Annotated in this window: 22 protein-coding genes and 1 pseudogene; all 23 read right to left on the reverse strand. The window is 38.9% G+C overall.

The features are described from left to right. Positions 1–382: 382 nt before the first annotated feature. Complete coding sequence (locus BN2144_RS14950; RefSeq protein ID WP_033829020.1) at positions 383–2,275, reverse strand: thioredoxin domain-containing protein; 1,893 nt, start codon at positions 2,273–2,275, stop codon at positions 383–385. Between the two features lie 40 nt (positions 2,276–2,315). Then, positions 2,316–2,474 (reverse strand): annotated as a pseudogene (locus BN2144_RS20140) (DUF255 domain-containing protein); the annotation flags it as partial. Between the two features lie 59 nt (positions 2,475–2,533). Continuing rightward, positions 2,534–2,716 (reverse strand): hypothetical protein, encoded by a 183-nt coding sequence (locus BN2144_RS14955; RefSeq protein WP_033829021.1) that lies wholly within the window; start codon positions 2,714–2,716, stop codon positions 2,534–2,536. A gap of 12 nt (positions 2,717–2,728) precedes the next feature. Beyond that, positions 2,729–3,679 (reverse strand): ATP-dependent DNA ligase, encoded by a 951-nt coding sequence (locus BN2144_RS14960; protein ID WP_033829022.1) that lies wholly within the window; start codon positions 3,677–3,679, stop codon positions 2,729–2,731. Then, positions 3,672–4,016, reverse strand: coding sequence for an HNH endonuclease (locus tag BN2144_RS14965; protein WP_033829023.1), 345 nt, complete (start codon positions 4,014–4,016; stop codon positions 3,672–3,674). Before BN2144_RS14965 ends, BN2144_RS14960 begins: the two co-directional genes overlap by 8 nt. 82 nt (positions 4,017–4,098) lie before the next feature. After that, the gene (locus tag BN2144_RS14970; RefSeq protein ID WP_033829024.1) at positions 4,099–4,287 is read right to left on the reverse strand and encodes a hypothetical protein; all 189 of its coding nucleotides are present in this window, start codon (positions 4,285–4,287) and stop codon (positions 4,099–4,101) included. Positions 4,288–4,381: 94 nt separating this feature from the next. Next, positions 4,382–4,726, reverse strand: coding sequence for a hypothetical protein (locus BN2144_RS14975; RefSeq protein WP_033829025.1), 345 nt, complete (start codon positions 4,724–4,726; stop codon positions 4,382–4,384). Further along, complete coding sequence (locus BN2144_RS14980) at positions 4,671–5,015, reverse strand: hypothetical protein (protein ID WP_033829026.1); 345 nt, start codon at positions 5,013–5,015, stop codon at positions 4,671–4,673. Before BN2144_RS14980 ends, BN2144_RS14975 begins: the two co-directional genes overlap by 56 nt. Beyond that, a complete protein-coding gene (locus BN2144_RS14985; protein ID WP_033829027.1) occupies positions 4,964–5,539 on the reverse strand; it encodes a nucleoside 2-deoxyribosyltransferase in 576 nt (191 codons plus the stop codon). The genes BN2144_RS14980 and BN2144_RS14985 overlap by 52 nt, the downstream gene beginning before the upstream one ends. A gap of 241 nt (positions 5,540–5,780) precedes the next feature. Further along, a complete protein-coding gene (locus tag BN2144_RS14995; protein ID WP_033829029.1) occupies positions 5,781–6,770 on the reverse strand; it encodes a DHH family phosphoesterase in 990 nt (329 codons plus the stop codon). 1 nt (position 6,771) lies between these two features. Beyond that, positions 6,772–7,080, reverse strand: a complete 309-nt coding sequence (locus BN2144_RS15000) for a hypothetical protein (RefSeq protein ID WP_033829030.1) — start codon at positions 7,078–7,080, stop codon at positions 6,772–6,774. A gap of 110 nt (positions 7,081–7,190) precedes the next feature. Continuing rightward, positions 7,191–7,436, reverse strand: coding sequence for a hypothetical protein (locus BN2144_RS15005; protein ID WP_033829031.1), 246 nt, complete (start codon positions 7,434–7,436; stop codon positions 7,191–7,193). Positions 7,437–7,449: 13 nt separating this feature from the next. Further along, entirely contained in the window at positions 7,450–7,680 is a 231-nt protein-coding gene (locus tag BN2144_RS15010; protein ID WP_033829032.1) for a hypothetical protein, read from the reverse strand. Continuing rightward, positions 7,677–8,114 (reverse strand): hypothetical protein, encoded by a 438-nt coding sequence (locus BN2144_RS15015; RefSeq protein ID WP_139017902.1) that lies wholly within the window; start codon positions 8,112–8,114, stop codon positions 7,677–7,679. Before BN2144_RS15015 ends, BN2144_RS15010 begins: the two co-directional genes overlap by 4 nt. Further along, on the reverse strand, positions 8,107–8,475 hold the full coding sequence (locus BN2144_RS15020) for a sigma factor-like helix-turn-helix DNA-binding protein (RefSeq protein ID WP_050632332.1): 369 nt from the start codon (positions 8,473–8,475) through the stop codon (positions 8,107–8,109). The genes BN2144_RS15015 and BN2144_RS15020 overlap by 8 nt, the downstream gene beginning before the upstream one ends. 15 nt (positions 8,476–8,490) lie before the next feature. Next, positions 8,491–9,048: a deoxynucleotide monophosphate kinase family protein gene (locus BN2144_RS15025; RefSeq protein ID WP_033829034.1), complete on the reverse strand. Its 558-nt coding sequence runs from the start codon at positions 9,046–9,048 to the stop codon at positions 8,491–8,493. Between the two features lie 112 nt (positions 9,049–9,160). Next, the gene (locus BN2144_RS15030; RefSeq protein WP_033829035.1) at positions 9,161–9,406 is read right to left on the reverse strand and encodes a hypothetical protein; all 246 of its coding nucleotides are present in this window, start codon (positions 9,404–9,406) and stop codon (positions 9,161–9,163) included. Positions 9,407–9,509: 103 nt separating this feature from the next. Then, on the reverse strand, positions 9,510–10,061 hold the full coding sequence (locus BN2144_RS15035) for a DUF6241 domain-containing protein (protein WP_050632333.1): 552 nt from the start codon (positions 10,059–10,061) through the stop codon (positions 9,510–9,512). 15 nt (positions 10,062–10,076) lie between these two features. Continuing rightward, positions 10,077–10,406, reverse strand: a complete 330-nt coding sequence (locus BN2144_RS15040; RefSeq protein ID WP_033829036.1) for a PQ-loop repeat-containing protein — start codon at positions 10,404–10,406, stop codon at positions 10,077–10,079. A gap of 4 nt (positions 10,407–10,410) precedes the next feature. Then, complete coding sequence (gene dut / locus BN2144_RS15045) at positions 10,411–10,842, reverse strand: dUTP diphosphatase (protein ID WP_033829037.1); 432 nt, start codon at positions 10,840–10,842, stop codon at positions 10,411–10,413. 23 nt (positions 10,843–10,865) lie between these two features. Further along, complete coding sequence (locus BN2144_RS15050; RefSeq protein ID WP_187367020.1) at positions 10,866–11,243, reverse strand: AP2 domain-containing protein; 378 nt, start codon at positions 11,241–11,243, stop codon at positions 10,866–10,868. Positions 11,244–11,497: 254 nt separating this feature from the next. Next, complete coding sequence (locus BN2144_RS15055) at positions 11,498–11,803, reverse strand: hypothetical protein (RefSeq protein ID WP_033829038.1); 306 nt, start codon at positions 11,801–11,803, stop codon at positions 11,498–11,500. 119 nt (positions 11,804–11,922) lie between these two features. Beyond that, complete coding sequence (locus BN2144_RS15060; RefSeq protein WP_033829039.1) at positions 11,923–12,192, reverse strand: hypothetical protein; 270 nt, start codon at positions 12,190–12,192, stop codon at positions 11,923–11,925. Positions 12,193–12,311 lie beyond the last annotated feature (119 nt).

Genomic DNA, 12,311 nt, shown 5'->3' on the forward strand with positions numbered 1-12,311 from the left:
ACAATTTCCTCCCTCTCACTTTTCAACCAATAGATTACAAGTTTCGAATCTATTAATACTATATACTTTTTTCAGTCTCTTGCCAAGCATTTTGTCGAACGTCTATTCGTTGATTTTTGAATAGTCTTTTTGTATTAAAACTGTGTTTTTATCGAAAGAAAAGTTAATTTTAACATAGATTCCTTGTTCAAAATAGAGTTTGTAGTTTTTAAGTTTTTTCCAACTAGCTAGATACCCTGTTAAGTCATTTCTTAAATATAAAGAAAACTCAAAGCTCGAGCGTTCAGGCGAAACGAGAGCCGTATTTTGCCGAGCATAAAGATAAGTAGAAATTGGAAATTTTTATTTTCCTGTAGTCAAAAAAGTGAGGGAAGAAAACACCTCACTTACTATTTTTAATTAATGTTTTAGCTACTTGGAAGTCATTCGTCGGTGGATTGCACTGGTAATTCTCACAAACATATACTGTCGGCTTTCCGTTTATTAAATGGTAATCATTTATAAAAGATGCTACTTTCCCTAGTTTTTCTCTCTCTTTTTCTTTCACAATTATCAGCGTAATTTCCGGATTAAAATCTGCTATAATTTGACGAATAAATTGAGTAGATTCATCTGTTTCTTGATTGAAAACTACGACAACTTCTTTCATTGATTTCATAGTTAAAAGTAAAGACTGTAGCAACATCGAATGTCCACTTGGGTATTCACTTATATCTTTACTAAACACACTAAACAGTTGTTGTACCTTTTCTTCTAGAGTGTAATCACCTGTTCGCTTTGCTAATTTTAATAATTGTAGAGCACAAACACTGTTCCCCGATGGTAATGCACCATCATACGATTCTTTTTGTCTAATGATTAATTGCTCTTGGTCTTTCCCGATTAAGAAGAACCCTCCTCCTTCTTCATCCCAAAATAGGTCAATTAATTGTTTGGATAGCTTCTTCGCTTGTTCTAAGTAGGGGACTTCGAACGTTGAATCATATAGTTCAATATATGCCCATAACAGGAAGGCATAATCATCAACTATCCCTTTATGTTTTACTTCACCTTCACGATAGCGGACCATCAAACGATTTTTCTCGACCAAATTGTTTTCAATAAACTTTATGGCATTTTTTGCAGCTGCCATATATTCTTCCTTTTGAAAAACCCGTCCAGCTTTTGCAAGAGATGCAATCATTAATCCATTCCAAGCTGTTAAAACTTTATCATCGCGAAACGGTCGAACACGTTTTTCTCTATGGAAAAATAATGTTTCCCTAGCTATTTCAAGAGCCTTTCTAAGATCTTGCACAGTTCGACCTTCTTTCGTCGCGAACTTTTCCAAATCAAACGAAATTAAATTTGGGATATTTTCTCCTTCAAAATTTCCTTCCTCTGTAATATCATAAGCTTTACAGTAAAGCTCGCCCAACTCATTTCCTAAGACCCCTTTAATTTCTTTTGGGGTCCAAACGTAAAATTTTCCTTCCTTTCCTTCTGAATCGGCATCTTCAGCCGAGTAAAAACCTCCCTCTGTTTGCTCCATATCACGTAAAATATAGGTAATGATTTCATCGACAATCTTTTGATATTTACGGTCTTTCGTCATTTGAAAAGCTTCGGTATAAGCAATGATAAGTAGTGCATTATCATAAAGCATTTTCTCAAAATGGGGAACGAGAAACTTCTCATCTACCGAATAACGGGAAAAACCGTACCCGATATGATCATAAATCCCACCGCGGGCGAGTCCATCTAATGTTTTTGTTACCATATGACCTGCTTCTTGTTTATTAAAAAATTTACTATACATAAGTAAAAAACTTAATGTATGAGGCATAGGAAACTTCGGCGCTTCACCAAATCCACCATATTTTGTATCAAAAGTTTGCTCATAATAATGGAAAGCCCGATGAATCGTTTCTAATGTTAATGTTGATTGTCCCTCTTTATTTGTACTTGCTCGTAATGCATCTTGAACCTGGATAGTTACTTCATTAATGCGGTTGCGATTTTCCGTAAACTGTTTATGCAAATACGTTAGCACTTCAATAAAGCCTGGCATTCCATAACGACTTTCCCGTGGAAAATATGTACCCGTGTAAAATGGCACTTGATCTGGAGTTAAAAAAACAGATAATGGCCATCCACCATGTCCATTCATCATCTGACAAACAAGCATATATATGGAATCGATGTCAGGTCTCTCTTCACGATCAACTTTAATTGAAACAAAATGCGCGTTTAAAATTTTGGCAACATCCTCATTTTCAAACGTCTCTCTTTCCATCACATGACACCAGTGGCATGTCGTAATAGTCTAACATTTACGAATACCCAATAGACAGAAAAATAGGTTTTCCTTCACGCTTCGCCTTGTCAAACGCTTCTTCGCCCCAAGGATACCACTTAACAGGATTGTAAGCGTGTTGAAGCAAATAAGGCGACTTTTCGTGAATAAGTCTATTGGGCTTTCGATTTGTTAGCATATAACCACCCTCTTTCGTTTTAGATTCACTATATTATAGCAAAAAAGACGTCCCGCTATTCAAGCGGAAACGCCTTTCGAATAATTTCCTTCAAGAACTTGTCGTAAGAAGGACTTATTGAATTCTTTTATCGCTTCTGGCGACGGTTCATTCGATTCAACCGTCACTTCGAAATTATCAATCTTTATTTTCGTAATTTTACGCCCGTTTACTTTTTCCTTCGAAAGAACTTCGACCTTCAATCCAATTCCCCCTTATTCCCAAACGCATTGTTCTGCGGGTTTATCGTCACGCCAACGATTGAATTTCGGGTGACGTAGTTTTCCCGATTTTAGGATTTCGTTACATTTAACTTCGACAACCCGACCAAGATATTTTTCGATATTTACGGTCATATCTTCGATTGTTGCTTTCGTGAATCCGTCGAATGAACCGCGTTCAACAAGTTCGCCGTCTTTATATTGGCTGAATTTTAGTTTTGCGATTTTATCCTTGTTGTATTTTCCTTTACCATATTCATAACCCGTAACAATTCCGTCCAACGTAATTAATTTCTTCAGTTTTTGAACGTCGGACGACTTTTTAGAACCGTCGCAAAGTTTATATTTACCGTCAAGGCGTTTTCGCATTAGACCTTCGCCGCCTGCTTCGATAACTGCGTTAAATCGGTCTTTAATATCGTATTCCGACGGATAGAATTGTAAGGCTAAATGAATATAGTAATCTCCGACAATCTTTCGATAGATTTCGTAAACGTCTTCTAATAGCTTACGACGTTCGGCGAATGGTCGATTCATTACGTCTTCGCCTTTGTAATATAGAATATCGAAAGCGATATAGTGTAGATAGTCTTTTTCTTCTTGGATTCCGATTGCTCTTTCCGCCGTTCCGCTTCCCATAATAGAACGAAGCAAATCGAAATTTCCGCTTGGGTGAACCAATTCCCCGTCGATAACTGTCCCGTATAATTCGGGAATATCGTATTTCGTTAGCTGTGGAACGAATTCGCCTTTTTCGGGTAATCGTCCCGTTACGTCGGAAATACGTCGACCCGTCATATAAATTCGTTCTTTCATAATATGAATAAGTTCGCGTTCACCGTCGTATTTAACTTCATAAACGTAATCTTCGTTTTGCCAATCTTCCTTTGAAGCGTTCAAATAATCGAAAGAATTTGCTCGCATTGGGTGTAATTCTTTATACATTACCCGAACCCCCTTCGAAATTATCATATTGTTCGAAAGTGTATCGTCTAAATTCTTCGACCGTCATATCGTTTACCATAGCCAACCAAAAGACAAGTTCGATATATTTATCTTGGTCGACTTGTTGTCGTATATCTTCGCGTTCGAAGAAGACAAACGGATTTTGTTTGCCCTTTTTCAAGTTAAGTTCGGCGTCCAACGGATAGCAATTTCGAACGTCGGTTTCGCCGCCTTTTGCCCTTGGAAGCCAATGTTCGATATGATAATTTTCCGAACCCGTTAAGGAACAACGAAAATTAAATCGCTTTAAAACTTCGTACATTTCTAATGGCTTCAACTAATCGCCCCCTTTGAATTAAGATGTTGAATCGAAAGGGCGATTTGTGACGCTATGTAAGAAAAATCGGCGACGGCTAGAATCAAAGAAGACCAACGTCGATAAGGTTTCGAACTACTAATAAAACCCCGCCGAATCCTAAAATAAATAACGTCATAGCGAATAACTTGCGGGCGTTATAATTTCGGATTCCAAAGACAATGAACCAAACGGATAGTGCAAAAATAATAGCTTGGACTAATATCCAAGCCATAATGAAAATCTTTAACATTGTTATATAACACCCCCTAAAGATAGCCGCCGCCAATTGGGGTTCAATCAATAATTATTCTATTTTCTACGTTCACAATCGCGAATTTTTAAAACTATACCCGAATAATTTCGAATTCACGACCAACTGAATCGTATTTGTTAAGCATATCCGCGACGTTGTTCAATTCGTTTATTTGACCTTTAATCATATCTAAACGACGTCTCTTTACGCTTATTACGCCTTCCAAATCTTCGTCGCCTTGTTCTTCCAAGTATTTCAATTCGGCTTCAAGTTTGATTCCCGTAATCATTAATACATTGAAACGGGCTTCTAAAATTAAATTCAATGGTAGCGGTTGGCTATGGTCGCTTATTTTCTCCAAAACGATTTCGTCGATATAATCAATTCTTTCTTTTAGTTCTGCGATTCTTTCCTTTTGTTTTACTGATAAAATCATTGTTCATTCCCCCTATTTTAGATATTTCATTTTCATAGAAATAACCTTGTGTTCCATCTTTAAAAGTAATTTCAAAACTTATAACTTTACCGCGAACAATTCGCGTAAGTTCGCCTTGTTTACCGTGGAATTCTTTCAAATAGTAGAACGTTTCGACGTCTTGATTACCGCGGGGCTTGGCGGTTATCTCGACCAAGTCCCCGATTTCCAAACGATTTTCAAGTAAATCTTCGAAACTTAGTTTCTCGAATTCTTGATTTCTTTTAGTTCGTCTAGTATTTCGTCCCATTCATAGAACCCCTTTCCGTCTGTCAAGTCCAAGCAAACGCCATAAACGTATTGATTGATACCTAACGCCCGTCGGTCTTCGGCTTCAACTGCCCCTTTGAAACGTCTTGCGTCTTCATAGTGCGGATAGATTTTTTGATTCACGGCTTTCGAAACTTTTTCGTATAATAGTTCGCCCGTTTCTTCGGGGGACAAATCTTCGTTTTCTAACAATTCAAGGATTTCTTTCGCTAGGTCTTTACGTCCTTTGATTTGACCAAGTTCGACGTGAGTTCCTAACGCGAAAGGTTGCGGCTCGATTACGATAATATCGCTTGAATAAATCGCGTCGGTATCTGCTTTGACAATCTTTTCGGCTAGTCCGTCGTTATTATCCAAGTTCGCTTTGTCGTTGATTTCTTTGTTATCTTGCGGATTGTAGAACGGAAGCCCGATTCTTTCAATATCTTCTTTTTCCTTTGCTCGTAATAGTTGTGAAGCCTTTGTAAGCATATCGCCCGCAATATAAGTTTTGTTTTTACTCATTTCGAATTCCCCCTTAATTTAACGTTTCCGAATAACTTGTTTGCTTTCTTGACGTACCAATCTTCGTCGGATATTCCGCATTTTTCACAACGTTTGTAACTGCTTCGAAATCCTTCGAAATATTTCATTGGTTGGTTATATTTGAATCGCGTCCAATCGCCACAATAAGGACACCAAATCGTTCGTTTTCGCCGCTTTTTGGTGTTATCGGGCGTTTGGTACTGCGGGACTATAAAAGCCATTAATTTTCGCCCCTTTCACCGATAAAAACCTTTTCTAGTTCGGCATATTCGGTAGATTCATATATTCGATTGAATCGCCAAAACAATTCGAAGGTCATATCATTTAAGGAATTAAGAACGCCGATTAATGGATATTTGTTTCCGTGAAAATCGCTTATATCTTTGTAAGCGAAATTTACGCCGCTTGCGTTTTTATGACCGCCGCCCCCAAGACCTTTTGCGATTGCCCCAACGTCAAAGTTCGGTTTGCTTCGGAATGATATTTTCTTGTAATTGACGTCGATTAAGGCGATTGCGTCCAATTCAAGTCGTTGTATTAATTCGTGGGCGACCTCGGATTGATAACGTTCGGCAAATCCGATAGCGAATCGTTTTTCGTCCGATAGTTCGTAGACCTTTAAGCCCTTTTCGACTTTGTTCGTATAGTGTTCGATATTTTCTTCTTCAAGGTCTAACAATAATCTTTCGGCTTCGGTAAACTTAATTTGTGGATTCGTTAGGAAACGTTCTTCGAATCGGTCGATTCCGATAAGGTAGTAAAGCCGATTCAATTCTTTAGATTTCGGTAACGAATGAATCCAACGGTCGTAATCGTCAACGTGAATAGCAAAGTCGCGATATTCTTCGTCTATGTTTAAATGTTCATAGACTAATAGCGTTCCGCTTGCTTCAAGGTCAACCGTAGCCCAATCGTATTGTTCGGCAATCCATAAATTCGTTTTATGGTGGTCAAGTAATACTTTTTCGCCTTGGTAATTGTCTACTAGTTTTGCGGTTTCGGGTGTGATTCCTAAATCTGAAATAATGATTTTCGGAAATCCCGCGGTATATTGTTCTTTGACGTTTTCAAGTGTTTTAGCAATCACTTCGTCGACGTTGTGGTAGCCGCAATAATACGTTTCGGCGTCCTTACCGAATACGGCTTTATGAATAACACCGCAACCTATTCCGTCTAAATCGTTATGAGTGAACATAATTGTTTCGACCATATTAGCAAGCCCCCTTTGCGTATTTGCGTCCGATTTTCCAACGAACTTGATTCATTTCACCGAAATATTGGTCGGTTAAAAATTGGTTATATTGACGGAAATTGTTCAAGAATGTTTCCGCCGCTCTTTGGTCTTCCTTGTTTACTTGTTCAAAATAAAGTTTTGGCGTTAAACCGCTTTGATTAAAGTCCTGCATTTGTTTCGCAAAGAAATAAGCTGTTCCAGCCTTGTAACCTTCCCGTTTTTGTAGGAACTTTGAATATTCCTTGTATTGTGGGAAGATTTTCTTTTGTGATTTTAAGAACGTCATATTCAAAACCCCTTTCCGATTTGTTACAAATACAAATGTTGAAAAATTAACGGGCTTTGTGACGTCTTGTCCGAAAAAAAATTTTAAAAAAAAATAACGCCGCCGTTTTATTAGGCGACGCTTTGTTTTAACAAACTATCAATCGTATTAATCGCGTTTTCATTCATAGCGATTCGATTATTAATATCAAGTCGTAATTGCTTTAATCTAATGATTTCGGCTTCGATAGTTTCGTAGACTTTCGCAAGTTCTTCGTTCCTTGACTTTAGTTGTTTAAGCGAAAGTTCCAACGAATGAAATACGTCCGTAGATTTTTGGTCTAACGCTTGAAATTGTTTTTCTAAATTCGGCTTCACGATTCATTCCCCCTTAATCGTCGTTTTCTTCGGATATACTAACTTCAAGGTCTAACGAAGGATTTTCGCTTTCTATTCGGTCTGAAATGATTTCTTCAACGTCTGAAATTGTTCGCGTTTCGCCTTCGAAGATAATCTTTGGTTCTTCGTAGTGATAAATGAAATAAACAAACGCAAAGATTATGAATAGCAATCCTCCGCCAATAATCAAAATTTGTTCTTTCATTTCACTTAATTTTTTCATCTTGTCCCCCTATGATTTTGGTTTTCGTATTGACAACGATTTGAACGTCTACCGCGAAGATAATGTTGTTCGGTCAAAACTTGCGGTAAAATATCGTTAGCTTGTTCGCGACGATACCGCGTTCTTAATTGCCGTTTGGTCAAAAAAGGATACTCGGTCAACTTTACCTTATCGGGTCTACCGTCCGTTAAATCTTCGTATAACAACCAATTAGCCAAGCGTTGAATTTGTACGCCGTCGGGTTGCAATCCAATTTGGTCGATATAAGCGTCGGTAGCCGCGACAATAATCGCTTTTCTATCGACCAACGAAGGCGGATTCCCTTCGTCGTCCGCTATTAATAGCAATTCGGAAACAAGTTGTTCAAATTTATCCTTATAGTTACCGACAAACATTCCGGCGTAATAGTGTTTATTCTTCAGTTCTTCAACCAACATTTTTGATTCCCCCTTTTGTCCGCAAGTAGTCTTTTTCGTATTCTTCCGAAATTTTTCTTGCGACGGCTTGCAACAACTGACCTACGGCTTGTTGGGTTATTCCTAACACTTCTCCCGCTTCCTGTTGCGTCAATTTTTCTTCGTAAACCAAGCGAATCGCTTCTTTTTGGCGTTTTGTTAGCGTCACCTTATCGAAGACCCTTTCGAAATCAACAAGTATATTAATAGCGTCGAAATCGCTTCGGTCTAACGCCGCGGATTTTACATATCTGTAATTTTGAAGCAAAGCCGCGACCCCTTGCGGCGTTTCAAGTGGGAATTGAGTATCAAGTTTTTGTTGGTCGACCCTGTTGTTCATTTAATCGCCCCCGCATTATTTGATACCCCCTTTCGATTCGTTTGCTTGTGCGAAGGCTTCTTCGACTTGGTCGACTAATTCGTCAATCGTTCCGTCGTTATCAATATCGAAATCAACGATATATTTGTCGACGTGTGTTTCTGTTTCGTGGTTCAAATGTTTCATATTGAAATTATCGCCCGCCGCTTTCGCCCGTTCGATTCGAATTCGGTCGTCGGCGTTTACGCGAATAATAAAGAACCCTTCTTCCTTCAACGCTTTATATTCGTTTGGTTGTCGAAGGTCGGTCACGATTACGCGTTCCTTGTTTTCCCGCTGGATTTGATTAATCGTAAATCGAACCCAAACGTTCGGGTCAACTTGGCGTAAATATTGTCCAATATCTTGTAATAATCTTCGCGGCTTTGGTGCGTCGGGTGCGAATTCCTTCGGGAACAATAACCGTCCGACTTGCCAAATTCCTTCTGCGAAGCGATACGACGTAAATCCGTAATTATCTTTGAGATAATCGGCGACCGTATCCTTTCCGCTTCGGATTTTTCCGCAAAGTGCGATTTTGATTTGTTCCTTCATAGTCGAACCCCCTTTTCGTATTGTTCAAATTAAAATGTTGTACGAAATCGGGGATTTGTGACGGCAAAATAAAAAAGCCGCCGCAATTTGCGACGACTTTGTAATTCGGTTATTATTTATCTAGTTCAACGTCAAGTTTCCAACTTAAATCGAATTTCTTCTTAGAAAGAATTTCGGCTTCTTCACGGTTTTTACGAATGATTTCAACGATTTCGGATTCGGATTTTGGCGATTTGATTGACTTACCATTTCGTAGGTCTGTAAGATATTGTTCGCCCTTACGGATTTGTTTTTCGTGCTTTTCGATTTCTGCTTCGATTCCTTTGATTGCAAATTCAAGGATTTCTTTTTCGTTCATTTCGATTACCCCTTTCAAAATATGTAGTAATATTGTTTACATTTATAATATAACACGATTCGTCGTATAATGAAATAATTAAATATAAAAAAAAATGACGGAATTATTTTTCCGTCAAAACAATGTTGTTTTCTTTTAGATATTCTTCTTCTTCTTCGGGCGTTAGTAGACCCGTAGCTTTTCCGAGTGTTCCGTCTTGCCATTCCCAAATCGTGTTATGAACTTCGACCGCGTTCGAAAAATCGCCGTTCTTCCAAGCGGTCAAGGCTTCCCGATAGAATTCTTCGTTTGCGTAATCTTCTCTGTCCAACGTTCTAAGCATTTTGTCTATTTGTTGTTCCGTTATCGGCGTTAAGCCCCATTTTTGGTCGGCTTCGACTTTTTGGTGCGTCATTTCGTGGATAGTTTGCATAAAATCTAATTCGTCTACGTAAGCCTGTTTTCTCTTGCTTGATACTCTTTCGCGAATCTCGCTATGAGATACATTTTCAAGTGATTCGGCTTTAACAACTTCTTCTTTCGGTTCTTCGATTGGTTCGTTACTTTTCGCGTCCATAAACGCTAGTGAACCGAAAAGAACTCCGCCCCCAATTACTAGAACCCCTACAAAAACAAGTATTGAAAGTCCCAAATATTTAAGAACTCTTTTAAACATTTAAAATTACCCCTTTTACTTAATAGTTTCCTTGTTTAAGTCTAAATAAATCGTATCATCATTTTTACGATACTTCAATACTAATACTAACATTGTTACTGCGGAAGCTAGATTTACGGTCAAGGCAAGGGTCGCCCCCATTACCCCCGTTCTTATCCAAGTATAAATAACGCTTCCCCAAGTAAAGAAGATATACCCGACAATTAACCACCAAAACGACGTACTAATACCCGAAACGTCCTTCGTTTTGAGTGTTCGGACAATCTGCGGAACATACGACGGAATCACACATATTGTTGAAAGCGTTGGGAACAAAGTCCAAAAAATAAAATCAAGTATCTTCATAGAATTACACCCCCGTTGAACCGAAGCCTTTTGTTCCGCGTTCTGTTTCGTCTAACTCGTCAACGATTTCCGTTTCGATTATTTCTTCGTATTTCTTAAATACCGCTTGGGCTATTCGGTCGCCCGCTTTCACTTCGAACGGTTCGTTGCCTGCGTTATACAAGATAATTCCAACGTCGCCCCGATAAGTTGGTTCGATTGTTGCTGGTGCGTTTAATACTGTGATTCCGTGTTTCAACGCCAACCCGCTTCTTGGTCGAATCTGCATTTCGTAACCCCGTTCGGGTTGGATTGCGATTCCAGTTTTGAATAATTTTCTTTCGTTTGGTTGTAATACACCTTCGTCGATTGTGTAAAGGTCAAGCCCAACGTCGCCTTCGTGTTGTTGTTTTGGAATTACTGCGTTAGGTGATAATTTTTTGATTTTTAACTTCATAATTAATTCCCCCTTAATTGTTTTTAGGAAGCACTATGGAAATATTTCTTCCTTGCTTCGATAGCCGCTTGATTGGCTTCTTCGATAGTTTTAAAAGTACCAACGTAAATCCTTCTTCCGTTCTTAACAAGGCGGACGTACCAAGTTCCGCTATTGGTTCGGTAAACATTTCGCAAGCCCGAACTTCGATTGTTCTTTTGTGCCGACTTACGATTTTGTCCGTTTTCCGACCTAGAAACGGAGATAAGATTTTCGCGGCGATTGTCTAACGTACAATGGTTGTAATGGTCTACGACGGTATTCGGCGGATTTTGTGCGATAATCTGATGAAGATAAATCGTAACACCGCCGATATTAGTTCCGACGTAGATTTTCGGTTCTTCATTTGACCCAACGTTCATAGCATACCAACGACCTTGAATCGAAGACACCTTTGGAAGGTCTTCGGTCGATATTAACGTTGTGGTCGATTCCCCCTTATATCGAAGGAAGATAACCGTCACGTCGCCACGAATTTCGAATTTATTCTTCATTCGCAACAACCCCTTGTAGTCTTGTTTACACTTATAAATGTTGTGACTTTGGGGTTGTTTGTGACGGCTAAATTAAAAACGCCCGAACTTTTTGTTCGGGACGTTATCTATTATTATTCGACTTAATGTACTTCTTGTTCTACTTCTTGTTCTACTACTTCGTTATCTTCGCTATCGTCGTCGTCATCTTCTTCGTCCTCGTCGTGTTCGTCGTCGTGTTCTTGACGATATTGTACTATTCTTTCGTTCTTTTGAATCGCCCGTAACGCTAGTTCTAATCGGTCGAACTCTTTATACATTTTCAATTCGTGATATTGCGATTTCAGTTCGTCGCCTTCTTTTCTGTACTGTTGCGTTAGGCAACGGCTTCTCTTAAAGGAATTAATCGCTTGAAATGCTTCTCGGCAAAGTTCGAGATTTGTTTTCATGTAATCTTCTCCCTTCGTAATCTTGTTTACAATTATATTATATGCCAGTTTTCGACAATCGTCAACAAGTTTACATTAAAAATTTTGATAAAATAAAAAAGGACGGCAATTCCGTCCAATCAAAGTTCTTCGATATTTTCGATTACTTTCGTCATATTCACCGTTCCGTCAACGAAATCCATTCGGGCAACGTAGACGGGTTCAACTTCCCGTTCTATTCCGCCAAGGTTATCGTCGCGAATCGTAATTCTGCCCGTTTCTATAAAACTTTCGTAAACTGCGTCGCGGTCTTCTTCGTAAGCATAACTGTGAACGTGCGGCATTTTATTAATAGATTCCGTAAACATTATCGCGAAAGGTAAATTTTCCGGCATTGGTTTCATTTCCATATTACGCAACCCCCTTTACGTTCCCGCGTTGTTCTAGTTCTTCGAATTTCGGGTCAACGTCGCTATTCCGAAGAATTTTTTCAACAAGACCAACGGCGGGGTGACGTTCTTCAATCGTT

The organism is Bacillus andreraoultii (genome assembly GCF_001244735.1).
Taxonomy (GTDB): domain Bacteria; phylum Bacillota; class Bacilli; order Bacillales; family Caldibacillaceae; genus Caldifermentibacillus; species Caldifermentibacillus andreraoultii.

Coding starts and splice junctions, on each gene's coding strand:
- BN2144_RS15000 (WP_033829030.1), bottom strand. CDS start 7,080: ATGACGTTCTTAAAATCACAAAAGAAAATCTTCCCACAATACAAGGAA.
- BN2144_RS14950 (WP_033829020.1), bottom strand. CDS start 2,275: ATGGAAAGAGAGACGTTTGAAAATGAGGATGTTGCCAAAATTTTAAAC.
- dut (WP_033829037.1), bottom strand. CDS start 10,842: ATGAAGTTAAAAATCAAAAAATTATCACCTAACGCAGTAATTCCAAAA.
- BN2144_RS14980 (WP_033829026.1), bottom strand. CDS start 5,015: ATGGGACGAAATACTAGACGAACTAAAAGAAATCAAGAATTCGAGAAA.
- BN2144_RS14995 (WP_033829029.1), bottom strand. CDS start 6,770: ATGGTCGAAACAATTATGTTCACTCATAACGATTTAGACGGAATAGGT.
- BN2144_RS14975 (WP_033829025.1), bottom strand. CDS start 4,726: ATGATTTTATCAGTAAAACAAAAGGAAAGAATCGCAGAACTAAAAGAA.
- BN2144_RS15050 (WP_187367020.1), bottom strand. CDS start 11,243: ATGAACGTTGGGTCAAATGAAGAACCGAAAATCTACGTCGGAACTAAT.
- BN2144_RS15030 (WP_033829035.1), bottom strand. CDS start 9,406: ATGAACGAAAAAGAAATCCTTGAATTTGCAATCAAAGGAATCGAAGCA.
- BN2144_RS14960 (WP_033829022.1), bottom strand. CDS start 3,679: ATGTATAAAGAATTACACCCAATGCGAGCAAATTCTTTCGATTATTTG.
- BN2144_RS15060 (WP_033829039.1), bottom strand. CDS start 12,192: ATGGAAATGAAACCAATGCCGGAAAATTTACCTTTCGCGATAATGTTT.
- BN2144_RS15055 (WP_033829038.1), bottom strand. CDS start 11,803: ATGAAAACAAATCTCGAACTTTGCCGAGAAGCATTTCAAGCGATTAAT.
- BN2144_RS15010 (WP_033829032.1), bottom strand. CDS start 7,680: ATGAAAAAATTAAGTGAAATGAAAGAACAAATTTTGATTATTGGCGGA.
- BN2144_RS15040 (WP_033829036.1), bottom strand. CDS start 10,406: ATGAAGATACTTGATTTTATTTTTTGGACTTTGTTCCCAACGCTTTCA.
- BN2144_RS15035 (WP_050632333.1), bottom strand. CDS start 10,061: ATGTTTAAAAGAGTTCTTAAATATTTGGGACTTTCAATACTTGTTTTT.
- BN2144_RS14970 (WP_033829024.1), bottom strand. CDS start 4,287: ATGTTAAAGATTTTCATTATGGCTTGGATATTAGTCCAAGCTATTATT.
- BN2144_RS15025 (WP_033829034.1), bottom strand. CDS start 9,048: ATGAAGGAACAAATCAAAATCGCACTTTGCGGAAAAATCCGAAGCGGA.
- BN2144_RS15020 (WP_050632332.1), bottom strand. CDS start 8,475: ATGAACAACAGGGTCGACCAACAAAAACTTGATACTCAATTCCCACTT.
- BN2144_RS14985 (WP_033829027.1), bottom strand. CDS start 5,539: ATGAGTAAAAACAAAACTTATATTGCGGGCGATATGCTTACAAAGGCT.